Source organism: Pseudidiomarina donghaiensis, from assembly GCF_900116895.1.
Taxonomy (GTDB): Bacteria; Pseudomonadota; Gammaproteobacteria; order Enterobacterales; family Alteromonadaceae; genus Pseudidiomarina; species Pseudidiomarina donghaiensis.
The window spans coordinates 741,629-767,875 of the sequence record NZ_FPCF01000001.1; the positions used below are offsets into that span (position 1 = coordinate 741,629).

At 48.3% G+C, this 26,247-nt stretch carries 25 protein-coding genes, 1 other RNA gene and 1 pseudogene; 18 read left to right on the top strand and 9 right to left on the bottom strand.

Features of this window, described 5'->3' with window-relative positions; genetic code table 11:
• Positions 1-2: 2 nt before the first annotated feature.
• Positions 3-890, bottom strand: coding sequence for a 4-(cytidine 5'-diphospho)-2-C-methyl-D-erythritol kinase (gene ispE / locus BM334_RS03525; RefSeq protein WP_092837953.1), 888 nt, complete (start codon positions 888-890; stop codon positions 3-5).
• Positions 878-1,510 (bottom strand): lipoprotein insertase outer membrane protein LolB, encoded by a 633-nt coding sequence (gene lolB / locus BM334_RS03530; RefSeq protein ID WP_092837956.1) that lies wholly within the window; start codon positions 1,508-1,510, stop codon positions 878-880. The genes ispE and lolB overlap by 13 nt, the downstream gene beginning before the upstream one ends.
• A gap of 100 nt (positions 1,511-1,610) precedes the next feature.
• Between lolB and hemA the strand changes: the two genes are divergently transcribed.
• From hemA to kdsA, 8 genes and pseudogenes are all read left to right on the top strand, one after another.
• Entirely contained in the window at positions 1,611-2,861 is a 1,251-nt protein-coding gene (hemA, locus tag BM334_RS03535; protein WP_092839259.1) for a glutamyl-tRNA reductase, read from the top strand.
• Between the two features lie 15 nt (positions 2,862-2,876).
• Complete coding sequence (gene prfA / locus BM334_RS03540) at positions 2,877-3,965, top strand: peptide chain release factor 1 (protein WP_092839262.1); 1,089 nt, start codon at positions 2,877-2,879, stop codon at positions 3,963-3,965.
• Positions 3,962-4,831 carry a peptide chain release factor N(5)-glutamine methyltransferase gene (gene prmC, locus BM334_RS03545; RefSeq protein ID WP_092837959.1) on the top strand — a complete coding sequence of 290 codons (870 nt, stop codon included), beginning with the start codon at positions 3,962-3,964 and terminating at the stop codon, positions 4,829-4,831. Before prfA ends, prmC begins: the two co-directional genes overlap by 4 nt.
• Positions 4,821-5,324, top strand: a pseudogene (locus tag BM334_RS03550) (response regulator); the annotation flags it as partial. The gene prmC and the pseudogene BM334_RS03550, both read left to right, overlap by 11 nt.
• Positions 5,325-5,440: 116 nt before the next feature.
• Positions 5,441-5,812, top strand: a complete 372-nt coding sequence (locus BM334_RS03555) for a SirB2 family protein (protein ID WP_092837962.1) — start codon at positions 5,441-5,443, stop codon at positions 5,810-5,812.
• A 110-nt stretch (positions 5,813-5,922) separates the two neighbouring features.
• Positions 5,923-6,726: a SirB1 family protein gene (locus tag BM334_RS03560; RefSeq protein WP_092837964.1), complete on the top strand. Its 804-nt coding sequence runs from the start codon at positions 5,923-5,925 to the stop codon at positions 6,724-6,726.
• A 23-nt stretch (positions 6,727-6,749) separates the two neighbouring features.
• Complete coding sequence (locus BM334_RS03565; RefSeq protein ID WP_092837967.1) at positions 6,750-8,000, top strand: DUF819 family protein; 1,251 nt, start codon at positions 6,750-6,752, stop codon at positions 7,998-8,000.
• 50 nt (positions 8,001-8,050) lie between these two features.
• Positions 8,051-8,899, top strand: a complete 849-nt coding sequence (kdsA, locus tag BM334_RS03570; RefSeq protein ID WP_092839265.1) for a 3-deoxy-8-phosphooctulonate synthase — start codon at positions 8,051-8,053, stop codon at positions 8,897-8,899.
• Positions 8,900-8,929: 30 nt separating this feature from the next.
• Here kdsA and BM334_RS03575 read toward each other — a convergent pair whose 3' ends face one another.
• Complete coding sequence (locus BM334_RS03575; protein ID WP_092837970.1) at positions 8,930-9,571, bottom strand: hypothetical protein; 642 nt, start codon at positions 9,569-9,571, stop codon at positions 8,930-8,932.
• Between the two features lie 123 nt (positions 9,572-9,694).
• Between BM334_RS03575 and psrA the strand changes: the two genes are divergently transcribed.
• Together psrA and BM334_RS03585 are read left to right on the top strand one after the other, a co-directional pair.
• Positions 9,695-10,327, top strand: a complete 633-nt coding sequence (psrA, locus tag BM334_RS03580) for a TetR family transcriptional repressor PsrA (RefSeq protein ID WP_092839268.1) — start codon at positions 9,695-9,697, stop codon at positions 10,325-10,327.
• 42 nt (positions 10,328-10,369) lie between these two features.
• On the top strand, positions 10,370-12,667 hold the full coding sequence (locus BM334_RS03585) for an acyl-CoA dehydrogenase (protein WP_092837973.1): 2,298 nt from the start codon (positions 10,370-10,372) through the stop codon (positions 12,665-12,667).
• A 77-nt stretch (positions 12,668-12,744) separates the two neighbouring features.
• Here BM334_RS03585 and ettA read toward each other — a convergent pair whose 3' ends face one another.
• Positions 12,745-14,412, bottom strand: a complete 1,668-nt coding sequence (gene ettA, locus BM334_RS03590; protein ID WP_092837976.1) for an energy-dependent translational throttle protein EttA — start codon at positions 14,410-14,412, stop codon at positions 12,745-12,747.
• Between the two features lie 171 nt (positions 14,413-14,583).
• Between ettA and glyA the strand changes: the two genes are divergently transcribed.
• From glyA to ribBA, 4 genes are read left to right on the top strand one after another with little or no spacing between them, the layout of a single operon-like run.
• The gene (gene glyA, locus BM334_RS03595; protein WP_092837979.1) at positions 14,584-15,840 is read left to right on the top strand and encodes a serine hydroxymethyltransferase; all 1,257 of its coding nucleotides are present in this window, start codon (positions 14,584-14,586) and stop codon (positions 15,838-15,840) included.
• A gap of 21 nt (positions 15,841-15,861) precedes the next feature.
• On the top strand, positions 15,862-16,311 hold the full coding sequence (gene nrdR, locus BM334_RS03600; protein ID WP_055438222.1) for a transcriptional regulator NrdR: 450 nt from the start codon (positions 15,862-15,864) through the stop codon (positions 16,309-16,311).
• Positions 16,304-17,431, top strand: a complete 1,128-nt coding sequence (gene ribD, locus BM334_RS03605; protein WP_092837982.1) for a bifunctional diaminohydroxyphosphoribosylaminopyrimidine deaminase/5-amino-6-(5-phosphoribosylamino)uracil reductase RibD — start codon at positions 16,304-16,306, stop codon at positions 17,429-17,431. Before nrdR ends, ribD begins: the two co-directional genes overlap by 8 nt.
• Complete coding sequence (gene ribBA, locus BM334_RS03610) at positions 17,428-18,582, top strand: bifunctional 3,4-dihydroxy-2-butanone-4-phosphate synthase/GTP cyclohydrolase II (RefSeq protein WP_256209352.1); 1,155 nt, start codon at positions 17,428-17,430, stop codon at positions 18,580-18,582. The genes ribD and ribBA overlap by 4 nt, the downstream gene beginning before the upstream one ends.
• Before the next feature lie 6 nt (positions 18,583-18,588).
• Here the strand turns inward: ribBA and BM334_RS03615 are convergent, their stop codons facing one another.
• Genes BM334_RS03615 through BM334_RS03630 form a run of 4 tightly spaced genes read right to left on the bottom strand, consistent with a single transcriptional unit; the run spans position 18,589 to position 22,528 of the window.
• The gene (locus BM334_RS03615) at positions 18,589-19,461 is read right to left on the bottom strand and encodes a ketopantoate reductase family protein (RefSeq protein ID WP_092837985.1); all 873 of its coding nucleotides are present in this window, start codon (positions 19,459-19,461) and stop codon (positions 18,589-18,591) included.
• Positions 19,462-20,790, bottom strand: coding sequence for an AmpG family muropeptide MFS transporter (locus tag BM334_RS03620; protein WP_092837988.1), 1,329 nt, complete (start codon positions 20,788-20,790; stop codon positions 19,462-19,464).
• Positions 20,791-20,795: 5 nt separating this feature from the next.
• Positions 20,796-21,401, bottom strand: coding sequence for a peptidylprolyl isomerase (locus tag BM334_RS03625; protein ID WP_092837991.1), 606 nt, complete (start codon positions 21,399-21,401; stop codon positions 20,796-20,798).
• 2 nt (positions 21,402-21,403) lie between these two features.
• Positions 21,404-22,528, bottom strand: coding sequence for a methyltransferase (locus BM334_RS03630; RefSeq protein ID WP_092837994.1), 1,125 nt, complete (start codon positions 22,526-22,528; stop codon positions 21,404-21,406).
• Between the two features lie 114 nt (positions 22,529-22,642).
• Between BM334_RS03630 and BM334_RS03635 the strand changes: the two genes are divergently transcribed.
• The 4 genes from BM334_RS03635 (at position 22,643) to BM334_RS03650 (ending at position 25,886) form a co-directional block, all read left to right on the top strand.
• A complete protein-coding gene (locus tag BM334_RS03635; protein WP_092837996.1) occupies positions 22,643-23,734 on the top strand; it encodes a ketoacyl-ACP synthase III in 1,092 nt (363 codons plus the stop codon).
• Positions 23,727-24,473 (top strand): enoyl-CoA hydratase-related protein, encoded by a 747-nt coding sequence (locus BM334_RS03640; protein WP_092838000.1) that lies wholly within the window; start codon positions 23,727-23,729, stop codon positions 24,471-24,473. Before BM334_RS03635 ends, BM334_RS03640 begins: the two co-directional genes overlap by 8 nt.
• A gap of 89 nt (positions 24,474-24,562) precedes the next feature.
• An RNA gene (gene ffs / locus BM334_RS03645) (signal recognition particle sRNA small type) lies at positions 24,563-24,660 on the top strand.
• A gap of 134 nt (positions 24,661-24,794) precedes the next feature.
• Positions 24,795-25,886 carry a tryptophan 2,3-dioxygenase family protein gene (locus BM334_RS03650; RefSeq protein ID WP_092838003.1) on the top strand — a complete coding sequence of 364 codons (1,092 nt, stop codon included), beginning with the start codon at positions 24,795-24,797 and terminating at the stop codon, positions 25,884-25,886.
• Here BM334_RS03650 and priC read toward each other — a convergent pair.
• Positions 25,883-26,179: a primosomal replication protein PriC gene (priC, locus tag BM334_RS03655; protein ID WP_092838006.1), complete on the bottom strand. Its 297-nt coding sequence runs from the start codon at positions 26,177-26,179 to the stop codon at positions 25,883-25,885. The two genes, BM334_RS03650 and priC, sit on opposite strands and share 4 nt — an antisense overlap.
• Positions 26,180-26,247: the final 68 nt, after the last annotated feature.

A 26,247-nucleotide genomic window follows, 5' to 3' on the forward strand; every position in this document is an offset into this window, starting at 1 on the left:
CCTCAGTCTTGGTTGGTTAGGTTCACAGTTGAAGCCTGCCGCAGTTGCTGGCAGACCGGGTTTTCGTTCAGGCCTCGAGCGACAAATCCTGTCCAGTGTGCGGGCATCCGTTGTAGCGCAGCACGGGCGAGTGTCTCGCTGTCGAATCGGCCAAAAATACAGGCACCGGTACCGGTCAGCCGAGACGGCGCGTATTCTACCAACCAGTCGAGGGCGTTGGCAACTTCTGGGTAGAGTCGTCGAACCAGCGGCTCGCAGTCATTGGTCGTGGTTTCCCAACTCCAATGCGGCCATTTTAAAGGGCTGTGGTCGCGTTTTAGGTCTGGATTTTTAAATATACTGGGCGTGCTAATTTCTACGCCAGGGTGAACCACCAAGTACCATAAGCAGGGTGGCTCAGCCAATTGCAAATGCTCGCCCACGCCTTCGGCGAATGCGGCGTGCCCGCGCACAAATACCGGAACGTCAGCGCCTAATTGCAGACCAAGTTCGGCCAGTTGGTCGTCAGTTATCGGAAGTTTCCATAAATGACGCAACGCCAGTAAGGTCGTTGCAGCGTCCGAGGAACCACCACCTAAACCACCGCCAAAGGGCAGTCGTTTGTCGATGTGAATATGCACGCCATGGGCTAAATACAATAACCCGAGCTGTTTTGCGTAATGGCGTAACAATTGGGCGGCTTTCAGGACGAGATTATCGGCAGACTCAAGCGCTGGTTCAGTGCAACTTAGTGTTATGTCGGCGGTTTGTTTGCTGGTGAAAGTTAAGCTGTCGCCAAAGTTCACAAACTGAAACAGCGTTTGTAAATTGTGATAGCCGTTGTCGCGCTGCCCAACAATGTGTAGGAATAAATTGAGTTTGGCAACCGCCGGCAGGGTTAAAACTTCCATTCAGACACCTTCAGTTTTAAACGCCAGGTTTGCGCTGTTAAGTCAATACTATGCGGTACATAAATACCATTAACAGGCTGATATTGGCGTAATTGTGCGTTCCATAACTGGTCTGCGGCGACCATGACAAAGTCTGAAAGTAGCGCTAATTGCTGGGTATCAGTGGCTTGCAGTTGGTATTTCGTTTCTGCCATGGTGGGTAGTTGCTTACCCATGACCACGCTATTGAGCATGTCGACCGGTAAATCGATATTGAAATACTTCAGCAAAAGCTCTTGAGCATTACGGCCATAATAGCGATTGTCGTCATCGTCAATTAATTCAGCGTACCCTTTACGCTGCTCTAATCGTGCAATAGTACCGCGCAGCGGGTGCGAAAAGCGCATGGTGAGTAATTCAGCACTGTAAAACCAGTCAATATACAGCCCGTGGCGGTCATCTTGACGCAAGTCAAACAAAGCCATTTGACCGCGCAGACGCCACTGGTCAAGCTGCTGCAATTGCTGCTGTTGGCCATTTATAGCCGCGGCAGCCACCGTGGTGTGGGTTGTCGGTTCAGGAACGCTGCTGCAAGCCACCAACCAACTACTTGTGAGTACTACTAAAAGAAGACGTTTCATTCACTCAGGTATCCCTGTTCGCGTGCTTTTCATCATGCGGGCTTTCACGTACAATTGCCAGCGTTTCGCAGTAGTCAGAGGCTCGCAATTTTTTGCTATTATGACCATTTTCGCATTAGGTGTTAACCACAAAACCGCTTCCGTAGCACTACGAGAGCAAGTTGCCTTCTCGCCCGAGCAGTTGCACCAAGCGCTGCCGGCTCTGCGCGAGCAAACTGGCGTGGGCGAAGCAGTGATCTTATCCACCTGTAATCGCACCGAGCTATATTGTCATGGTGCAAGCTCCGCCGATATGCTGGTCGGCTGGTTAGCTGGCTATCATCGCATTCCACTCGAACAATTACGTGAGCATTGTTACACCTACCAAGACGATCAAGCGATTGAGCATTTAATGGCGGTAGCCAGTGGCCTTGATTCGTTGGTGCTTGGCGAACCGCAAATTCTGGGCCAAGTGAAGCAAGCTTATCAATTTGCGCGTAACCAAGCGAGCGTTGGCACGGTATTAGAGCGCTTATTTCAAAGTACGTTCCGAGTTGCTAAAACCGTACGCAGCGAAACCAAAGTAGGCGAAAATGCGGTTTCAGTCGCGTTTGCTGCGGTGAATTTGGCGAAGCAAATATTCGCTGAGTTGCCGCAATCGCGGGTGTTGCTGGTTGGCGCTGGTGATACAGCTGAATTGGTTGCGCAACACTTAACAGAGCAGGGCGTTAAGCAGTTAATGGTTGCCAATCGTACAATTTCGCGCGCCACAGACGTTGCTGAAAAATTTAATGGTCAAGCGCATACTTTGGGAGAGCTGCCCGAATTATTGCCGCAAGCGGATATTGTGATTAGCTCAACCGCTAGCCCCTTGCCGATTATTGGTAAGGGCTTAATTGAAAGTGCATTAAAGGCTCGGCGCCGGCAGCCTATGTTACTGATTGACCTTGCGGTGCCGCGTGATATTGAAGAGCAAGTGAACGATCTTAACGATGCGTTTTTATATACCGTTGATGACTTGCAAGGCATTATCACTGAGAATTTGCGCAACCGCGAAGAGGCGGCTGCCGAAGCGAAAGTGATTATACGCGAACATAGTGATGCGTTTACCGCTTGGATGCGACAGCTTGATCACGTGGATATTTTGCGTGATTTTCGGCAAGCAAATCAGCGCATGGCTGAAGAGCAATTGGCGCGAGCACGGACGCAACTGCAAGCGGGCAAGAACCCTGAAGATGTGGTGCAAGAGTTGACACAACGCTTAACCAAACAGTTTTTACATCAGCCCACGCGTATGATGCGCGATGCTGGCGCCGCCGGTGATTTTGCCACCTTAGCGGTATTTCAACGATTAATAGCAGATGACGAGTAAGGTCCTCACCGCATGATGAATCCTTCGATTATTCGAAAACTAGAAGCTTTATTAGAACGTTACGAAGAAGTGCAACACTTATTGAGTGACCCAGGCGTGATTGGCGATCAGGATAAATTCCGAGCATTATCGCGCGAGTACTCGCAGCTTGAAGAACTGGTGAAATGTTTCACGAGTTATCAACAAGCCCAAGCCGACGAAGCTGCAGCTAAAGAAATGATGCAGGAAGACGACGCCGAAATGCGCGAAATGGCACAGGTTGAATTAGACGATGCCATAGCCAAGCAAGAGCAGCTTGAACAAGAACTGCAAATTTTATTACTACCAAAAGACCCGAACGACGACCGTGCTTGTTATTTAGAAATTCGCGCAGGCGCTGGCGGCGATGAAGCAGCTATTTTTGCCGGTGACTTATTCCGTATGTACAGCCGCTATGGCGAGCAGCACGGTTGGAAAGTCAGCATTGTTAGTTGTAACGAAGGCGAACATGGCGGTTATAAAGAAGTGATTGCGTATGTGTCTGGCGATGGCGCTTATGGTCGTTTGAAGTTTGAGTCGGGTGGGCACCGCGTGCAGCGGGTTCCTGAAACTGAATCACAAGGGCGCGTGCATACATCGGCGTGTACCGTCGCAGTCTTGCCTGAAGTGCCAGAAGCGGAAGCCATAGAAATTAACCCTGCGGACTTGCGCGTCGATACGTTCCGAGCTTCGGGAGCGGGTGGTCAGCACGTTAACCGAACCGACTCGGCCATTCGAATTACCCACATTCCTACTGGCTTTGTGGTGGAATGCCAGGATGAACGCTCACAGCACAAGAACCGCGCCAAGGCGATGTCGGTATTGCAAGCGCGTATTCAGCAAGCAGAAGACGAAAAACGCCGTTTAGAGGAACAAACGACACGCCGTAGTTTGGTCGGTAGTGGCGATCGCTCGGAACGTATTCGTACTTATAATTACCCGCAAGGCCGCGTAAGCGATCATCGAATTAATTTAACGCTATATCGTTTAGACGAAGTACTTGAGGGCGCTCTTGATTTGATTCTAGACGCGATTGTGCAAGAGCATCAGGCAGACCAATTAGCGGCCTTGTCCGAGCAGCAATGATTACATTTGCTGCCGGGTTAACGATTCAACAAGCGTTAAAGCAAGCAACGGACGCATTGCAAGTTCACAGTGAGTCGGCCAAATTAGATGCCGAAGTATTGTTAGCGCTCTGTTTGGAGCGTGATCGTACTTATTTAGTGACTTGGCCTGAGCGCTGTTTGACAGCCGCACAAGCAAAGCGCTACCAAGTGCTCATTGAGCAACGGCTTGCAGGGCACCCGGTAGCTCATCTGCTAGGTGAACGGGAGTTCTGGTCGTTGCCGCTTTATGTCAACAGCAGTACGTTAATACCTCGGCCGGACACGGAAGTACTCGTTGAGCAGGCGCTTGATTTAACCTTGCCACACAATGCGCAGGTGTTAGATTTAGGCACGGGAACTGGTGCTATTGCATTGGCATTAAAACATAGCCGACCCAATTGGCAGCTGACCGCGGTTGATAAAATGGCCGATGCGGTGGCCCTTGCCAAGCGCAATGCCGAACGTTTGCAACTAGCGATTGATGTTCAACAAAGTGACTGGTTTGCCGAACTTTCGCGGAACAATAAGTATGACCTAGTGGTCTCTAATCCACCTTACATTGATGCTGATGATCCGCATCTACAGCAAGGCGATGTTCGTTTCGAACCACTTAGTGCTTTGGTTGCAAAAGACCATGGTTTAGGGGACATTCAGCAGATTATTAGCAGCGCGCGTGATTATTTAGCGGCGCAGGGTTGGTTGCTGATTGAGCACGGTTATCAGCAAGCAGCGGCAGTTCGAGCGTGTTTTTCCGATTGTGGTTATACCCGTATCAACACTGTGCAAGACTATGCACAGTTAGACCGAGTGACCTTGGGCCAATGGAGACCTGAGTATGAGCAATGACTTTATCTTTGCGGACGAAGATGAGCACGACGTTGATGCCGACTTAACCGAAGAGAACGGTTGGAAGGTATTAATTGTTGATGACGAGCGGGAAGTACACGCGGTAACGCGTTTAGCGTTAATGGATTTGGTGTTTGAAGGGCGCGGCTTAAAGTTCTTCAGCGCACACTCGCGCGAAGAAGCACAAAAACTCATTGATGAACATGATGATATTGCCATTGTTCTACTTGACGTGGTGATGGAAACCGATGATGCCGGCCTCAAAGTTGCCCAATACATACGCGAGCAAGCAGATAATCATGCCGCGCGTATTGTGTTACGTACTGGCCAGCCGGGGCAAGCACCTGAGCGATCGGTTGTTATGAATTACGACATAAACGACTATAAAGCCAAAACCGAATTAACCGCGCAAAAATTATTTACCTGTGTAATGTCGGCTTTACGGTCTTATCGGGATATTTTACGCGTTGCAGATGAACGCGATCGTTTGGAACATGAACTCAGTTTTTACCAAAACTGGCTTCGTGAACACCAGCCGCAATTACGCCAACAAATAGCTGTTGCTTATCAACGATTAATAGATAATAACGATTAAAAAGGAACGAATTAATGTCATTTATAGCTCTAAAACACATGCACGTCACTTTTGTAGCGGTAAGTGTGGTATTATTCATGCTTCGTTTTTTCTGGCTAAGCATTGGTGCTGGCATCGCTCGGCAAAAATGGGTGAAAATTGTTCCCCATATTATTGATACTGCGTTGCTATTAACCATTGTTGGCATGCTAATTCATTGGCAAATGTGGCCATGGGAAACACCGTGGTTAGCCAATAAAGTGATTGGCTTAGTCGGCTATATTTTATTTGGTTTAGTTGCCATGAAAGCAACGACGAGCTGGTTGCGTTATGTTGGGTTTATTGGGGCGTTAAGCTGGATTATGTTTTTGCTTCATATTGCCTTCAGCAAACAAGCTTTGATTTAAAAACAAAAGCGATATTAGCTATTAGATATCGGATATTAGATAAACCCAGCCTGTTTAGGGCTAATATCTAATATCCAATAGCTGCTATCGCATTAGCACTTTAAGGGTTTATGCGCTTTTCATATTTAGAACATGTTGCTCACGAAATTCTGCCAACTATTGAAATAGTTTGGGAGATTAGCCGTACCTTTCATAGCGATAGCGACAGCTATGTGAGCGATTATTATCAGCTAATTCGTGATATGGCCGAGCGCCATACCGGCGAAGATGGTTTAGAAAAGCTGCAGGCAATTATTCAAGACTTTTACTTTGAGCTTGGATTTAGTGACGCGCCCGAGCCTATTGTTGGCGCGCAGCGCATTCTGCTTGACCGTGTTATTAGTTATCGCACGGGGTTGCCGGTTAGTTTGGCCTTGTTGTTACAAGAAGCGGCGGCTTACGCGGGTGTGCAAACCGAGTTGGTAGACTTTCCGGGCTATCCGTTATTGCGTTTTGATCACGAGCAGCAAAGTTACTTTGTTGACCCATTGCACGGTGAACTGCTTGAAGGTAAGCAGGTGCAAGAGCGTTTTGAGGATGTGACCGACGATGCAATTGATTTTAGTTGGGACATGTTTGAAGCGGCCGACCAAAAAACAATACTGCAACGCTACTTAACTGAGCTGAAACACGCGATGATTCACGACCGCACATTTGCCAATGCGTTAACCGTTGTGCATATGCTGTTGGCGATTACGCCCGATGACCCATATGAGATTCGCGACCGTGGTTACGTGCTGGAAGAGCTTGATTGCCAGCAAGCGGCAGTTGACGACTACCAGTATTTTGTCGAACAATGTCCTGATGACCCAAGCGCCCAAATGTTGCGCTTACAACTTGAAACGTGGGCGGCCCCCCAGCACGTCCTTCATTAAAAATTAAAAAAAGAGGGGTTTCTGTGGACAACACTGCATTGATTACCAATGACGGTATTATTTTTGGTTTACTAGCCGTTATTCTCGGTCTTATCTTCTACACACAAGCAAGCGCTAATTCATTTTGGCAGAAATTTTATAAATGGGTTCCGGCGTTACTTCTTTGTTATTTTATTCCTTCATTATTAAACACGTTTGGCATTGTTGATGGCGCCAATACCGGTATTTATCCGTTGGTTATGGATTATTTGCTGCCGGCGTGTTTGGTGCTGCTGACATTAAGTTTAGATTTAAAAGCCATTATTCGCTTGGGCCCTAAACTACTTATTTTATTCTTAACGGGTACTGTCGGTATTGTGATTGGTGGGCCAATTGCATTACTTTTGGTGAGTGTTATTTTTCCTGAAATGCTTGGTGGTGCGGGCCCAGATGCAGTCTGGCGCGGTATGACAACCATTGCCGGCAGCTGGATTGGCGGTGGTGCGAACCAAGCCGCTATGAAAGAAGTCTACGAAGTTGGTGGTGAGATTTTCTCGGCCATGGTCACCGTGGATATTATCGTCGCCAACTTATGGATGGCGGTACTGCTTTATATGGCTGCTAATAATAAGGCCATTGATAAGCGCATTGGCGCTGACACCAGTGCCATTGAAGCTATTAAGCAACGTATGGAGCAGTACGAAGCAGAGCACCGCCGTGAGTCAAAGCTGCCAGATCTTATGTTCATTATTGCGGTGGCGTTTGGCGTTACAGGCCTAGCGCACTGGGGTGCGGATGTAATTGCCCCGTTTATTGGTGATCATGTACCGGTATTAAAAGACTTTAGCCTAGACAAGAAATTCTTCTGGTTAATTGTTATTGCGACCACCGTCGGTGTGGCCTTGTCGTTTACTCGCGTGCGCTCGCTTGAAGGTGTTGGCGCGTCAAAATACGGTTCTATGTTTGTCTATATTTTGGTGGCGACCATTGGTTTGCATATGGATGTCACCGCCATCGTTGATGTGCCGAAGTACTTTTTAATTGGCGCAATATGGATGATTATTCATGCGAGCTTAATGCTTATAGTTGCGCGTTTGCTCAAGGCCCCTGTGTTTTATATGGCTGTTGGCAGCCAAGCCAACGTGGGCGGAGCAGCTTCAGCACCGGTCGTGGCCTCGGCCTTTCACCCGTCGCTGGCGCCAGTGGGTGTACTGTTAGCAGTATTCGGTTATGCATTAGGTACATACATGGCCTATATTTGTGGCCAGATCTTGCGCGTTATTGCTGCCGGCTAAAGGCCGCAAAATAATGGCCGCAAGTTAACGGTTAAAAGGATATATCTGTGATTAATACACAAGTGATTAAAGTAGGCGACAATGTGCAGGTAGCAAACCACCTGCCATTTGTTTTGTTTGGCGGCATGAATGTACTAGAGTCGCGTGACTTGGCCATGCGCATTGCTGAGCACTACGTCGAAGTGACCAGTCGTTTAGGCATTCCCTATGTATTTAAAGCCAGCTTTGATAAAGCAAACCGGTCGTCTATTCACTCGTACCGTGGGCCTGGTTTAGACAAGGGGTTAGAGATTTTCAGCGAAATCAAGCGTACGTTTAACGTGCCGATTATTACTGACGTTCACGAGCCTTACCAAGCAAAGCCGGTTGCAGAAGTGGCAGACATTATTCAGTTGCCAGCGTTTTTGGCTCGCCAAACTGACCTCGTTGTTGCTATGGCTGAAACTGGTGCGGTAATTAACGTGAAAAAACCACAGTTTTTGGCACCACACGAAATGCGTCATATCATTAAAAAGTTTGGCGAAGCGGGAAATCACAACGTGATTTTATGCGAACGCGGCAGTAGCTTTGGCTATAACAACCTAGTAGTTGATATGCTAGGTATGGACGACATGAAACACATGGCGCCGGTAATGTTTGATGCAACCCACGCGTTGCAGCGCCCAGGTGGACGTGCAGACTCAGCCGACGGCCGCCGTGCTCAAGCGGCAGTGCTGGCACGCTCAGGCATGGCGTTGGGTTTAGCCGGTTTGTTTATTGAAGCACACCCAGACCCCGAACAAGCCAAATGTGATGGCCCTTGTGCCTTGCCATTAGCTAAGCTCGAGCCATATTTACAACAAATGCAAGCGGTTGACCAGTTGGTGAAAAGCTTCGCACCTTTAGATACCAGCAACTGATAGAAGCTAGACAGCTACGCGGCAGCAGCGTTAAGGTTTTCGCACTAGATATATCGTGTGAACCTTAGTGTTGCTGTCGGATGTCATCATGCTCTGATAGTCTTCGTTATACCATCCTGACTGAACGATCTGGCTGTGAAACTTGCTCATAAAATCAATGGGTGTGTTTGAATTACCAAACTCAATTTCACACACTGTCGTACGGCACTCAATATTGTTTAAATTTGCTGACTGTAAGTTTTCATTGCTGTCATAAATCAGTCTTAAATTTTCTTCCATCGCATATGCCCAGTCCTGATCTGTCGGTTCGGTTTGCATGCGCTGCTTAACGTCTTCCATGTTGAGCATATTGCGTAACATTTCAGCAATTTTCTCGTCTTCAGCGCTTGAGCCCGTAGCTGGAGATACTGGCACAAAGGTTTCTTGCTCGACACGGGTTGTTGTGGCTTGCGTTTCAAGGTCTTCGCTCGTTGCAGTCGTCTGAGACGACTGGCTTAAACTATATTCGTTAACGTCATTGACGTTTTTGGCTACTACAGTTGCCGGAGTTTTAGTTGTTTTGACAACTTCAATTTCTTTCGTGACCAAAGGTTGCGACGTTGGTTGCTGCCACAAGAAATAACTTAAAACCGCAATAATGCTTAAGTAAATGACATGAATCCATTTTGACATGTTGAGTATTCCTTTTATGTGCCTATTTAGATGCTTGCGCTAGCGGTCAATCTGCTTTAAATTAAAACGCATGTTTAAAATATGCGTTCTAAACGCGCGCATCCAAAAATAGGGCGCTTTTGTATGGCGAAGCGAGAAACCACGAAAGATAAAATTCTTAATGCTGCAGAAGCTTTATTTGCTGAGCATGGCTTTGAGCAAACCTCGCTAAGGCAAATTACTGCTGAAGCGGACGTTAATCTTGCGTCTGTAAATTACCACTTTGGCTCAAAAAAGGCGTTAATTCAAGCGGTCATGGCCCGTTATCTTGAAGTACTGATGCCAGCGCTAAACGCTGAGTTTGACCAACTTGAACCGCAAGCACAATTTACCACGCGTGACGTATTTGACTGTTTTCGCGAGCCACTTAATGCGCTGAAGAAAGTGCGCAAGGGTGGGCCAACTATCTTTTTAAGCTTGCTGGGTTTTGCGTATGCCGATATTCAGGGGCACCTACGTCGCTACACCATGGAGCATTTTGGCGAAGTAATGCACCGCTTACTTGCTTTGTTACACGTGGCGAATCCAAATTTGAGCCCGGCAGACATGTTTTGGCGCTTGCACTTTGTGTTAGGGGCTTCGGTATTTGCGCAAGTGTCAGGGCCGGCGTTGCGAGAAATTGCCGCCGCCGACTTTGGTGAGTCTATTGCGGCCGACCAAGTTGTCGACCGCTTAATTCCGTTTTTGGCCGGTGGTGTCGATGCACCCACGGCATAATCAGCTATGCTTAACGTAGCTTAATTTGATAGGTGTAATAGCATGGAAATTTTAATTCTCTTAGTGGTTGTAGTGGTGCTGTTATTTGCGGTGCCGGATATTCGCAAGAGCTTGATTTCACGCCCTGCGTTTGCGTTTTTCAAGCGCGTGTTACCGCCGCTGTCGCCAACAGAGCGCGAAGCAATGCAAGCGGGTGATACCTGGTGGGATGCTGACTTGTTTAGTGGCCGACCTGATTGGCACAAGTTTCATCAAACCAAAGCGCCGCAGTTTACCGAAGCAGAGCAAGCTTTTATTGATAACCAGCTAGAAACGCTATTGGGTATGTTGGACGACTTTAAAATCGTCCAAAAAGATGTCGACTTGCCGAAGAAAGTTTGGGATTACATTCGCAAAGAGAAATTCTTTGCCATGATTATTGGTAAAGAATTTGGTGGTCTTGATTTTTCGCCAGCGGCGAACTCACACATTGTGTCACGCATTGCAACGCGTTCCATTAGCGCTGCAGTGTCGGTTATGGTGCCGAACTCATTGGGTCCAGGCGAATTGCTCACGCACTATGGTACCGATGAACAGAAGAACTATTGGTTGCCGCGTTTAGCTGACGGTACCGATATTCCGTGCTTCGCGCTAACAGGACCGGAAGCAGGCTCAGACGCTGGCGCAATTCCAGACACTGGCGTGGTGTGCAAGGGTGAATTTGAAGGCAAAGAAGTGGTTGGTATTCGCCTGAATTGGAGCAAGCGCTATATTACCTTGGCGCCAGTAGCCACAGTGCTTGGTTTGGCATTTAAAATGTACGATCCAGACGGTTTGCTTGGTGATCAGAAAGATATCGGCATTACCTGTGCCTTAATTCCAACAAACCACGAAGCGGTTGAAATAGGCGAACGTCATTATCCGCTCAATCAAGCGTTTATGAACGGTACCACGTACGGCAAAGACGTCTTTATTCCGTTGGATTGGATTATTGGCGGCCAAGATTATGCTGGCAAAGGTTGGCGCATGCTTATGGAGTGTTTGTCAGCAGGGCGTGGTATTAGTTTGCCGGCGTTAGCAGCTGCAACAGGTCATGTGACTGAACGTATGACCGGCGCCTATGCTTATGTGCGTCAGCAGTTTGGTATGCCAATTGGTTTGTTTGAAGGGGTTCAGGCTGCCATGGGTAAAATTGGCGGCACCAACTATACCTTGGAGTCGATGCGCCGTTTAACGGTAACCGCTTTGTGCGAAGGCAAAAGCCCCTCGGTTATTACTGCGATGACCAAATACCACATGACAGAAATGGGGCGCCAAGTTATGGAAGCCGCCATGGACGTGCACGCAGGTAAAGGTATTCAATTGGGGCCACGCAACTATTTAGGCCACGGTTACATGGCTACACCGGTTTCAATTACCGTTGAAGGTGCGAATATTCTCACCCGCAACTTAATGATTTTTGGTCAGGGCGCTACACGCTGTCATCCATACGTATTAGCGGAAATGGAAGCGGCGTCAAACCCAGACGAAGAACAAGGGTTGAAGCAGTTTGATAGCTTGTTGTTGAAGCATATTGGCTTTGCTGCGGGTAACTTCTTTGGCAGCTTATTCATGGGCTTAACCGGGGCGCGCTTTAATGCCAGCCCGATGAGCGGCCCAACGGCGCGTTATTATCAGCAGTTAACCCGTATGAGCCGCGCTTTGGCGTTAACGGCAGATATGGCGATGTTGGTCATGGGCGGTGACTTAAAGCGCCGCGAAATGCTTTCAGCACGGTTAGGTGATGTGTTAAGCCATTTGTATATGGCCTCTGCAGTACTCAAGCGCTACGAAGACGATGGCCGCCAAACCGGTGACTTGCCGTTTGTGGAGTACGCCATGAGCCATCATTTGTATGAAATTGGCCAAGCGTTTAAAGGGTTTTTCGCGAACTTCCCGAATCGCTTTATTGGCTGGACGTTGCGGTTAGCTATTTTTCCTCTGGGATTACATTATGCCAAACCGTCAGACGACAACCTGCAGGTTATTGCGAAGAGCATGATGGAGCCAGGCTTAACCCGTGATCGTCATACTTTCTTGTGTTTCTGGAAAGACGACCCGAAAGATATGACCGGCCATATGGAACTTGCGTTCTTGGCCATGCGTGAACACGCAGATATTTATAAACGTATTCGCAAAGCCGTTAAGCGCGGTGATATTGCTGAAGACCTAAGCGGTGATGACCTAGTGAAAGCGGCGCGTAAAGCTGAAGTGATTAGCGCGGACGAAGCCAAAGCGTTTAAGAAAACGGAGCAGCTGCGCATGACTGCTATTGGTGTTGATCAATTTGCGCCAGGTGTTATTGAAGGGCGTAAGTTCTAAACATCTAACGCTGAACAAAAAAAGGGCTTACCTAGTGTAAGCCCTTTTTTTATCTTGCTGTAGCCACTGGTACGAAATTACACACCAATTGGCTTATAGCGCGTACGGTGTGGTTCCATAGCCTGCTCGCCGTGGGTTTTCTTCATGTATTCTTCGTAGTCGGTGTAGTTACCTTCATAGAAGTTGATTTGGCCTTCGTCACGGTAATCCAAAATGTGTGTGGCGACGCGGTCAAGGAACCAACGGTCGTGCGAGATCACCATGGCTGAGCCCGGGAATTCCAGCAATGCTTCTTCAAGTGCACGCAAGGTTTCAACGTCAAGGTCGTTGGTTGGTTCGTCTAACAGCAATAAGTTACCGCCAGCTTTTAACAGCTTAGCTAAATGCACACGGTTACGTTCACCACCGGATAACTCACCGATTAATTTCTGTTGGTCGTTACCACGGAAATTAAAGCGGCCAACATAAGCGCGGCTGTTAATTTCGAAGTTACCAATACGTAAAATATCTTGGCCGTCGGAGATTTCCTTCCAGACGCTGTTTTTGTCGTTCATGTCGTCACGGAACTGATCGACGCTTGCTAACTGCACGGTATCGCCGAGCTCAACGGAACCCGAGTCTGGCTGTTCTTTGCCGGTGATCATACGGAACAAGGTTGATTTACCCGCACCGTTCGGGCCGATAATACCGACAATGGCGCCTTTCGGAATGCTAAAACTTAAATCGTCAATGAGTACGCGGCCGTCGTAGGCTTTCTTCAGGTTTTTAACCTCAAGCACTTTGTCACCCAAGCGTGGGCCTGGTGGAATAAAGAGCTCGTTGGTTTCGTTACGTTTTTGATAATCACCGCTTTGTAGCTCTTCAAAACGCGCCATACGTGCTTTGCTTTTTGCTTGGCGGCCTTTCGGATTTTGGCGCACCCATTCAAGCTCTTGCTTGATACTACGTTGGCGCGCTTTTTCTTGTTTCTCTTCTTGTTCTAAGCGCTTTTCTTTTTGCTCAAGCCAAGATGAGTAGTTACCTTCCCATGGAATACCGTAGCCGCGGTCAAGTTCGAGAATCCAACCAGCCACATTATCTAAGAAGTAACGGTCGTGGGTAATGGCCACAACAGTGCCGTCGTAGTCATGCAAGAAGCGCTCTAACCACGCGACAGATTCGGCATCCAAGTGGTTGGTTGGTTCGTCAAGCAACAACATGTCGGGCTTACTGAGTAATAAACGACAAATAGCAACACGACGACGTTCACCACCAGAAAGCACCTTAATTTTGGTGTCCCACGGCGGCAGGCGCAGTGAATCGGCTGCACGTTCCAGCATATTATCTAAGTTGTGCCCGTCTTTAGCTTGAATAATGGCTTCAAGTTGGCCTTGTTTTTTCGCTAGCGCGTCAAAATCGGCGTCTTCTTCTGCATAGGCCGCATAAACTTGGTCAAGTTCGGTTAAGGCATTTTTCACATCAGCAACCGCTTCTTCGACGGTTTCGCGTACCGTTTTCTCTTCATCTAATTGCGGTTCTTGTGGCAAATAGCCAATTTCAATGCCAGCCAAAGGGCGTGCTTCACCTTCGATTTCTTTGTCCACGCCGGCCATAATGCGCAATAGCGTTGATTTACCGGCACCGTTTAAGCCGAGTACACCAATTTTCGCACCAGGGAAAAATGATAATGAAATGTCTTTCAGAATTGTCTTTTTCGGGGGGACAACTTTGCCAACCCGCGACATGGAGTAAATATATTGTGCCATAGCAGCGTTCGTTCCTTTTTAGGTCTAATGATTAGACTAAATTACTAAGCGGTTATTTTAACCCTTAAGTTGGCGCTAACCCAAGTATATTGGTAAACTAGCGCCACTATTTTTGTTAACCCCCGTGGATAACAGGTTCGAGTTAGTCCGTTTGTGAAGTCAGGAGCCCCAATGTTGAAACATGAAATGAATATTGCCGATTACGATGCAGATTTATGGCAGGCAATGACTGGTGAAGTGCAGCGCCAAGAAGAGCACATTGAATTAATTGCCTCAGAAAACTATACCAGTCCTCGGGTACTTGAAGCGCAGGGCTCACAGCTGACTAACAAATATGCCGAAGGCTATCCTCATAAGCGTTACTACGGCGGTTGTGAATACGTCGATGCGGTAGAAGACTTGGCCATTGAACGAGCAAAAGCATTATTTGGTGCGAAGTATGCCAACGTACAACCGCATGCGGGCTCACAAGCAAACTCAGCGGTATTTTTAGCGTTATTAAACGCTGGCGACACCGTGTTAGGCATGAGCTTAGCGCACGGTGGCCACTTAACCCACGGTTCGCACGTTAACTTTTCCGGTAAATTATACAATGCCGTACAGTACGGCTTGGACGAAACCACTGGCGAGATTGACTACGCCGAAGTACGTGAATTAGCGCTCGAGCATAAGCCGAAAATGATTGTGGCTGGTTTCTCTGCCTACTCGGGTGTGGTTGATTGGGCTAAGTTCCGCGAAATTGCTGACGAAGTTGGTGCCTACTTGTTAGTTGATATGGCCCACGTTGCTGGCTTAGTGGCTGCTGGTTTGTATCCAAACCCGGTACCATTTGCCGATGTGGTCACCACCACCACGCACAAAACCTTAGCCGGCCCACGTAGTGGTTTGATTTTGTCGGGTAAAGACGACGAAGATTTACATAAAAAATTAAACAGCGGTGTGTTTCCTGGTAGCCAAGGTGGCCCGTTGTGTCATGTGATTGCGGCCAAAGCTGTGGCATTTAAAGAAGCCATGGAGCCTGAGTTTAAAGCGTATCAGCAGCAGGTGCTTGATAACGCCAACACCATGGTGAAAGTGATGCAAGAGCGCGGCTACAAAATTGTCTCTGGCGGCACCAAAAACCACTTGTTCTTAGTTGATTTGATTGACAAAGATATCACCGGTAAAGACGCAGATGCGGCCTTAGGTCGGGCCTATATTACGGTGAACAAAAACTCTGTTCCGAATGACCCACGTTCACCGTTTGTTACTTCAGGCTTACGCCTAGGTACGCCAGCGATTACCCGTCGTGGCTTTAAACAAGCTGAGACCGAGCAAGTCGCAAACTGGATTTGTGATGTGCTTGATAACATGAACGACGAGTCAGTGATTGCACGTGTGCGTGAGCAAGTGAAAGCACTGTGTAAGCAGTTCCCTGTTTACAAATAACGAAGACCAAGGAAGCAGCCTATGCATTGTCCTTTTTGCGGAACACAAGACACCAAAGTTATCGACTCGCGGTTAGTGGCCGATGGCGCTTCAGTGCGACGTCGACGTGAGTGCAGTGACTGCAAAGAACGGTTCACCACGTTTGAAACCGCGGAATTGATCATGCCTCGTGTGATCAAGTCTGATGGAACGCGAGAGCCGTTTAATGAGGACAAATTACGCAACGGGCTGCTTCGCGCTTTAGAAAAACGCCCAGTTAGCTTAGAGGCGATGGAGCAAGCGATTCATAACGTCAAGTCGGCGCTGCGCGCTACGGGTGAGCGAGAAATTACCAGCCAGGTTATCGGTGGTTTAGTCATGGAAAACCTCAAAGCCCTCGACAAAGTGGCCTATATTCGTTTCGCTTCGGTATACAGAGCCTTTGATGATATTCGTGAGTTTGGTGAGGAGATAGCACGTCTCAATGACTAAGCCACGAGTCAACCATCAGTTTTACATGCAACGCGCCCTTGAGCTTGCCGCTCAGGGGCGTTTTTCAACGCATCCGAACCCCATGGTGGGCTGCGTAATTGTTGCTAACGGCGAGATTGTCGGTGAAGGCTGGCATCAGCGAGCTGGCGAGCCACATGCGGAAGTGCATGCGTTGCGCCAAGCCGGCGAGCGAGCGCGAGGTGCAACCGCTTATGTGACGTTGGAACCGTGTAGCCACTTTGGACGCACGCCGCCGTGCGCCGATGCGCTGATTAACGCGGGGCTGAAGTGCGTGGTGGTGGCTATGCAAGACCCAAACCCGCAAGTGAGTGGTGAGGGCATTGCGCGCCTGCAAGCGCAAGGTATTGACGTAAAAGTTGGGGTGCTTGAGCAGGACGCGCGCCGGCTCAATAGCGGGTTTGTGTCGCGTATGCAACGCAAACGTCCGTGGGTGCGGGTAAAAATGGCGGCTTCGTTAGACGGGCGTACTGCGCTTGCGAATGGGGCTAGCCAATGGGTTACTAGCAGCGATGTGCGCAACGACGTACACCGCTGGCGCGCGCAAAGCGGGGCCATTTTAAGTACCGCGGAAACCGTTTTGGCTGACCAAGCACAATTGACTGCACGCCATCAACAAGCCGTGTTACAACCGCTGCGGGTCATTATTGACTCCCGTGGTTTGCTAACCGGTGAAGAAGTTGTGTTTTCGAACACCGCCCCAATTTTATTGGTGCACGCGCCTGATACTCAGCGTTCGGTTGAGAGCGCCGCGCGTTGGCCCGAGCATGTGCAAGTGGTGACAGTTGAGCGCACCCAAACCGGGCATATTGATTTAACTGAATTACTGCACACCTTGGCAGCGCGTGAAGTGAACTCGGTGTGGACCGAGTGTGGTGCGCAACTGGCCGGTGCATTGATTGAGGCTGAGCTAGTTGATGAACTGATTGTGTACTTAGCGCCTAAACTCATGGGACATACCGCCCATGGGCTCTTGCATTTACCGCCATTTGAGGCGATGAGCCAAGTACCGGAACTTAAATTTACCGATGTACGCCTAGTGGCTGACGCGTTGCGAATTGTCGCCGTGCCGCACCGGGTGAGAGGAGACATATTGTCGTGAATAACGTGTTAAATACAGACGCTTCTACACTCAACAGTGCTGCAGAAATTATTGAAGATATTCGTCAGGGTAAAATGGTTATCTTGATGGACGACGAAGACCGTGAGAACGAAGGCGATCTTATTCTTGCTGCTGAATGTGTCACCCCCGCGGCAATTAATTTTATGGCGCGTTACGGTCGTGGCCTGATTTGTTTAACGCTTACTGAAGAGCGCTGCAAACAACTGCGCTTACCCTTGATGGTTGATCAAAACAACTCGCCGTATGCCACCAATTTTACTGTGTCTATAGAAGCTGCTGAAGGTGTCACCACAGGCATTTCTGCGGCCGATCGCGCTCGTACCGTGCAGGCTGCGGTGGCGAAGGATGCAAAACCAGCCGATTTGGTTATGCCTGGTCATATATTCCCGCTTAAAGCCAAAGCTGGCGGCGTGTTGAATCGTGCTGGACATACCGAAGCTGGCTGCGACTTGGCACGTTTAGCAGGCTATGAGCCGGCCGCCGTTATCGTCGAAATATTGAACGAAGACGGCACTATGGCGCGACGTCCTGACTTAGAAAAATTCGCTGCTGAGCACGATATTAAAATTGGCACCATTGCTGATTTGATTGAATATCGTTCGTTAAAAGAGAAAACAGTTGAGCGTAAGGCGCATTGCAAACTACCAACCGCTTATGGCGAATTTGAACTGATTACCTATCAAGACACCATTGATAAACAGGTGCACTACGCGCTCGTGCATGGTGAAGTTAGCGCTGATAAAGCAGTAAATGTTCGGGTGCATTTGCAAGACACCTTTAACGATTTGTTCGCGACAGAGCGCGCAGCCAAGCGCAGTTGGCCGCTTGGCCATGCGATGAAATACATTGGTGAAAACGATGGCGTATTGGTGGTTATCGGTCGCCAGCAGTCTTCAGACGATATTTTAGAGCAGGTGATGAGCTTTGCTGCGGAAGACCGTGGTGAAGTAAAACCTAGCGCCGCCGCCTCGAATGCGTCGCGCAACGTGGGTATCGGCTCGCAAATATTAGCCGACTTGGGTGTTCATGACATGCGCTTAATGAGTTCACCAAAACGTTATTCAGCGTTGTCTGGATTTGGCCTAGAAGTTGTTGATTTTATTGAAGATGCTCAGGCTGACGACGAATAGGTTAGGTTAATTGTTAGCGATGTTAAGCACCTGCTGCCACAGTTGTTCATTGGTGGGAGCAGGGTGGCCAGCTAGCTTTGCTTGGCGCGCAACAAAGCCATTTAAATAGTCAACTTCAGTGGGGCGGTTCAGGCGCACATCCATTAGCATTGACGAATAGTTGTTCGCGGTGTTTTTGATGACATGATGCGCTTGAGCGACTAACTCTTCGGCACCCAACTGCACCCCAAAATAGGCTGCTAACCAACAAATCTCTTGTGCTGCCTGCAATTGTACGGCACTTATATCGTGGCTCAGCAGTTCGCCGTTGCGACAGTTGTGAATAACCGTAAACGGATTAATTAAGCAATTAATGGCGAGTTTAATCCACCGCCGCTGATGAATTGCTGGGCTCCAATTCAATGGCGGTAACGCGTTGTTCAGCACCGAAAATACTTCAATAGGGCGAGCGCTTGAAGCGTGCTCAACTTGTGCCCAACCAAGCCAGCTTTCACCCATTCCAGCATGGATAACCTCGTTGTCATGACGATAAGCACCGTGCGTGGTTACCCAATGCAGGGTGTTTGGCGGCAGCAAACTTGCTTCGTTATCAAGCATACCGTTGTAGCTGACGATCAACGAAGATCCAACGGGTAAATTTGCGGCGTTTAATTGTTCAATCACGGTTTCTACTTGATAGGCTTTTACCGCGGCAAAAACTTGTGTGGGCTGGGTTAATGGTAAGTCAACCGTGCTAAATTCCAGTTGGTGGGCGTTGTAAAGCAGCTGAATAGTTGCTTGTTCATGACGCGGTTTTATAACGACGTGCTCACCAATACGACGTAAATTTGCTGCCATTAAGCTGCCAATAGCCCCAGTACCCACCACTAGCCAATGCATTTAGTTTAGCTCCCGCTGATAATTTTGTTCGAGCCGCGTTAACGGTTTTCGCAATGCCAGTAATATCAGCAAACTCGGGGTTACCATGATTGCCGTAAGGATAAAAAACAATTGCCAGTCGCCGTTTAGCCAGTTCACAACATAACCGCTATACGAAGAAAGCAGTGTACGCCCAAGGTTACCAAGCGACGCAAATAACGCATATTGGGTGGCGGTAAAGGCGCGATTACACAGCAAGCTAATAAAGGCCACAAAGGCGACGGTTGACCACGCTGCGGTAAAGCCGTCAATGATCACCGCAGCCAGTAAAAGGTTCGTGTTGGGCCCAACACCGGCTATCCAGGCAAACATTAAATTCGATGCCGACATGGCAATGCCGCCAGTAAGTAGGCCGCGCACAATGCCAAGCTTCAAGTTAACAAAACTGCCTAAAATGGCGAAGACAATGGTTACCCACCAGGTGACCATTTTTGAGTACACGGCAATATCGTCGTTGCTAAAGCCAATTTCTTTGTAAAACACAATAGACATGCGGCCAAGAAAGGCTTCGCCAATTTTAAACAGAAAAATAAACGCTAGCATACCTAGGGCTAGCTGCCAGCCGCTGCGTTTAAAATACTCGGTTATTGGCTCGACCAAGGTGCTTAGTAACCAGTCTTGCCAGCGGTTGAATTGCGGTATGGCAGGTCGGTAGCGGGTTGATTCTCGGGTGGCCATAACAAACAAAATTTGTGCGCCAATAACAAAACACAGCACCGTATAGGCGTCTTGCCAAAACAGACTAGTGCCATCGACTAAGAAAAATGGAATGGCGCCGAGCCCACTGTAGCCACTCCACCAACCGGCGGTTGCCATGGCTGCACCAGCTGATTGCAGGCGCGCTTCATGGGGGCCAAAGGTTTCAATACGATAGGCATCGATGGCCACGTCTTGGGTGGCTGAAAATATAGCGATGACGAGCGCCATGAGTGCAACCCACCAAATGTCAGTAACCACATCGAGTTGGGTTAAGGTTAGGGTAGCGGCCAGAATACCGAACAAGCAAAGCAGCATCCAGGCGCGGCGTTGCCCAAACCAGCGCTGTAACTTGGGCACTTTGACGCGGTCGACTAACGGTGACCACAGGGCATTGACCGAGTAGGCGACAAAGACCACGCCAAATAGGCCTATAGCCGAGCGGTCTACGCCAACTTCTTGCAGCCAAGCTGACAACATAGAGCCGATGAGCACCCAAGGGAAACCACTAATGACGCCAAACCCGAAGATAACCCATATACGCGGTTCGCGATAAATACTGAAGTCTTTATACCAAGGCTGTGATGAGGTCATGGGGCCTACTGTTGCGGTAGAATTTCTATTTTTTTAAGTACCGGCGGATTTTTCGGAACATTTGGCCAGCCGGTTTGCTTGTGATAGAACTCGGTTTCAACCGCTGCTAACTTTTCTAACACAGCTTCACCTTCAACCACCCAGCCAAACACGGCGTAGCCCCAGCCTTTGGTTGACGGGTTGAGTGACTCGTTGTCATTCACATTAAAATAAAACTGGCGTGTTGCTGAATGAGGGTCATTAACACGGGCCATTGCAATCGTGCCGTAGTTGTTCAACATTCCGTTGCCAGACTCATTGAAAATGGGATCAAACATGGTTTTGGCTTCAAAGTTTTCAGTGTAGCCGCCACCTTGCACCACAAAACCAGGAATAATGCGATGAAAAATGGTGTTGTTGTAACTACCGGCTTGCACGTACTGCAAAAAATTTTCCACGGTAATTGGCGCTTTGGCGCGATTTAGCTCAACCACAATGTCACCTTCGGTGGTTACAAACTTCACTTTAGGAAATAGGTTATTGGGCTGAACTGTGTTTGCATTCGTAGAAGCAGACGCAACGAAAAGAGCCGTAAACACGACAAAAACAGCTAATTTTATGGCAGTTCGCATGATTAACCTCGGGCTTTTAAAATGACAAATTTATTGTTTTGTGCAACTTGGTGCACTTGCTTAAATAAACGTTTCAAAGGCTGATAATAGGGTAAATGACGGTTAGCCACTACCCATAGTTCGCCGTTTTTACGTAAAACTCGCTTACTATCACGAAACATTTGGCGAGCAATGTGTTCGGTCACCGCGTGCTCTTGATGAAACGGAGGGTTGCATAGAATGAGATCGCAGCTGTGATCGTCTTGCTTTGCCAAGCAGTCGTCAACCTGTGCATGATATTGCGCTGTTGTACTGGCAGTTGTGCCCGTAAGGTTCTGTTCAATGTTGGCACGGGTTGACGCAATGGCTAAGAATGACTCATCAACCCAAGTGATCTGACTGGCCGGCGACAATTGCGCGTAGCGCAGGCCAAGCACGCCATTACCACAACCTAAGTCAATAACGCACTCAGCGCCGCTTGGCGGCATATTGCTGAGCATAAATCGCGCACCGATATCCAACTGGTTGCGAGCAAATACACCTGCATGGTGTTGTAGCGTTAGGTTAAACTCAGGCACCTGCCAGGTACTAACAAACCGCTCAGTCTGGATAGGCGTTGAGGTAAGTTTGGCACTTAATGTGCGACATTTTCGTTGTATAAGAGAAACATCGACACCGGTGCAATATTGGTCAAATAGCGCACGCACAGCGGGTGTAAACAGCTTACTTTTTGCCGCCGCAAAAAGCTGGGTGCCAGGGGGTAATTCAGTAGCTAGTTTTGCTAATTGAAATTCAAGTAAACTCTGGCTTTTGGGTATTTTTAAAAATACCACGTCTGTGGCTGCAGGCGCATGGTCTAGCGGTGACAGCGGTTGTAAGGTGTTCGGTAGTTGATTACTGGTTAAGTTGGCATGCCATGCGCAATGGCTTACATAAGAGTCAGCTTGACTGGCAACGGGTAAGCCTGCCAATGGCAGCAGTAGGGCACCGAATTGGTCGTTGACGAGCAATGGTTGCTGGTCGTCGCGCTGAGCAATAATGTCATGCAATAACTCGTCGGCAGCGTCCCACGCTTGCAGCGGGTCGTGACTGCGAACCGGGTAGCGATTTAGTTGCCACTGTCCCGCGGCACTTCGAAGTGTTGTCATGACTCAACCTTATCAATTTTGTTTTCCAGGCACTTTTGTAATGGTCGGACATTTCACCGCCGAACATTCGTGCTATGATACCGAAAAACGACAGGTGACTATAGGTTTTAACACGTGAAAATATATGCAGAAATTACCGGCTGGGGTAAGTGTTTACCGCCTGCTGTGATGACCAACGATGATTTAGCAACTTTTCTTGAAACGTCAGATGAGTGGATTCGTACCCGCACGGGCATCGAAGAACGTCGGGTCAGCGAAGTTGGCACGTCGAAGCTAGCAACGGTTGCCGCGCGCAATGCACTTGCTGCTGCAGGCTTAAATGCCGAAGACATTGATTTGATTATTGTTGGTACCTGCACGCCTGACGAAATTATTCCTAACGTAGCTTCGGCTGTACAGCGCGACTTAGGTAATAAAACCGCAGCAGCGTTTGACTTAAACGCTGCCTGCAGCAGTTTTTTGTATGGGATGCACTATGCCACCCAAGCCATTCGCACCGGCGCACACAAAAAAGTATTGATTATTGGTGCTGAGCGTTTAACCCGAATTCTTGACTGGACCAAGCGTGAGAGTGCGGTGCTGTTTGGTGATGGCGCGGGCGCTATGGTGCTTGAGGCGAGTGAAAACGAATGTGGTCTACTGGCTTCGCATGTTACCTGTGATGCCGATGCACGTGATGTGTTGGCGCTTGAGTTTGGCATGAGTTTTGACCGCTTTGGTTTTGACGGCATTATGCCGTTCAACTTTGTTGGCCAAGAAATATTTAAACGCGCGGTTAAAGGCATGAATACAGCCGTGGAAAAAGTATTTGAAGAAACCGGCCTAACCACTGACGACATTGACTCGTTAATTCCGCACCAAGCGAACAAACGCTTAATCGATTACCTTGCCAAAATGTGCAAAGTGCCGGAAGAAAAAACAGTTATTAATATTCAAAAGTACGGCAATACGTCGTCTGCCACGCTACCGATTGCGTTTTGTGAAGCGGTGGAGCAGGGTATTGTTAAACCAGGCGATACCATTGTCTCGGCCGTGTTCGGTGGCGGCTTAACCTGTGGCGCCGGCATAATTAAGTGGGGCCAGCGTGTCACGCCAATTCGTGACAACAACGAGCAACTACCAAGCCAGGGTAAATCAGCGTTGGATTTAATTTTACCGTTACACGAAGGTACTAAAGCAGCTTGGGAAAAACGTGGCGATGAGTAATTTTGTTAAAGAGGAAGTGCGCAATAATGTACTGTGGCTCACTTTATGTCGTACCGACAAAAAGAATGCCTTAACGCAAGACATGTACACCGCCTTAAGTGCGGCACTGCAAGCGGCTGAGCGCGATGGCAAAATAGCCGCCGTGGTACTGACGGGCGACGGAGATAGTTTTACCGCTGGCAATGACTTGCATGATTTTCTTGCCATTGAAGAGCTTGACGATAGCGCACCGCCATTTGAGTTTCTGTATACCTTAAGTCGCTTAAGTGTACCTTTAGTGGCCGGTGTGAACGGCTTGGCCATAGGTATTGGCACCACTATTTTGCTGCATTGCGACTTAGTTTATGCAGCGGACGACGCGGTGTTCGCGTTGCCATTTGTTAATCTTGGTTTGGTTCCTGAGGCCGCATCAAGCTTGCTGTTACCACAAGCCTGTGGTCACTTACGGGCATCCGAACTGTTATTGTTAGGTGATAACTTTAATGCGCAAACAGCACTGGAATATCGCTTAGTGAATAAAGTGGTCGCGCGTGCAGAATTGCAAGATACCCTAGAACAGGTAGCCGATGCATTAGCAGCCAAACCTCATGGCGGTTTACGTGCAGCGAAGAAGCTAATCAAGCAACCGGCCGAACCAGTCGCTGATCGTATTGAGCGTGAAGCTAAAATTTTTGCCAAAGCATTAAGCTCTGAAGCTGCTCGCAAAGCTATTGCTGAGCGCTTAAATCGCAAGAAATAATCGAAATCGTTTATTTAATCGGCAGTCAGTGTTTAGCGCCTTGCTAGCCGACTGCCTTTGCGCGATAATGCCCGCCGTTATGGTGACCTCATTGGTCCCCTCGCAACACGAACTGGCGAACCCGGTCAGGCCCGGAAGGGAGCAGCCGTAGTTAGGGATGTGTGTGCCGGGGTGCTGGCTGGTGAGGTCGCCACCCAATCTTGTTAGAATCAAGAGCGATATTAGCTATTTGATATCAGATATTAGACCAGTAAAGACTTGTGTTTCTAATATCAAATATCCAGTATCTAATATCGCTTTTGCTTTTCTAACGAGGATGACATGCCAAAGAATGTGAAGCCGGTTTATTACGGCGACTACCTGCAACTCGACAAACTGCTTGATGCACAATCTCCCCACAGCAAAATGCATGGGCCAGAAGCTCATGACGAAATGCTATTTATTATTGTTCACCAGGTTTATGAATTGTGGTTCAAGCAAGTATTGCATGAGCTGCGTGCCATCCATGCAGAGTTTAGCCACGAACAATTAGATGATAGAGCGCTGCAACTAGTGGCGCATCGGTTACGTCGAGTATTGACAATTCAAGACTTGATGAACGATCAGGTCGGTGTTATTGAAACCATGACACCGCAAGAATTTCTTGAGTTTCGTGACTACCTGGTACCTGCATCTGGCTTTCAGAGTATTCAATTTAAAGAATTAGAAATACGTTTGGGGCTTACGCGTAATACTCGTATTGCGTTTGACCAGCAGTCATTCTACAACCGTTTAAATAATGAACATCGAGCGTATCTTGAGGATTTGGAGCAGCAGCCGAATTTGTTTGATCGGGTTGATGCGTGGTTAGCACGTATGCCGTTTCTGCAATTCGATGATTTTAGTTTTTGGGATGTATATCAGCGGGCGGTGCAAGATGCGCTGGATAGAGATGAAGAAATTATAAGAAAAAATGCCAGCGATACCGGCCAGCTAGAAACTGAACTCGCAAGCCTACAAGCAAATCGGGATAATTTTTCGGCATTGTTTGATAACGAACGTTATAAATCTTTACAAGAAAACAACCAAGTAAGGTTGTCTCAGCGCGCAATGCTGAGTGCGCTTTTCATCACGCAATACCGAGAGGAGCCTGCCTTTCATTTGGCGCATCAGGTGATTACATCGCTTGCTGAAATGGATGAGAAGCTTACTATTTGGCGCTATAAACACGCCATGATGGTACAACGTATGCTTGGCACAAAAATTGGCACGGGTGGCTCTTCTGGGCATGATTACTTGCGTCGAACCACTGAACAAAACCGAGTGTTTAAAGATTTCTTCGCTATGGCCACTTATTTGTTACCAAAAACAGCATTGCCGGATTTACCAACCTCGGTACGTCAAGCTCTGGGATTTTACTTTCGCCACGACTAACCTTGGGCTTTTTGTTCAAACCAGCGCACCGCTTGATGTAATGCACTAAGTTGGTGCGCTAAGTGCTCCGATAACCACTGGCTACGCGCCGCCGTGGTTGCGCTATTCAAACTTTTTAATTGTCGACGTAGCTCCGCTATATAATCGCTGGGCACGTTTGCATCCTGGCTAAATAGTTGGCTATCGAACCAATCTGAAAAACTTTCTTCGTTTATTGCCAGCCGATTTATGCGTTGTTCTAAGTTTTCAATTTCAGCATTTATTCGATGGTAGAGATCAGGATTCATAGCCATTATTGAATTGCTCGCTGTACTTTCAAATTTTTACGTGAACTTGTTATGCAAATTTTACTCTAAAAGCT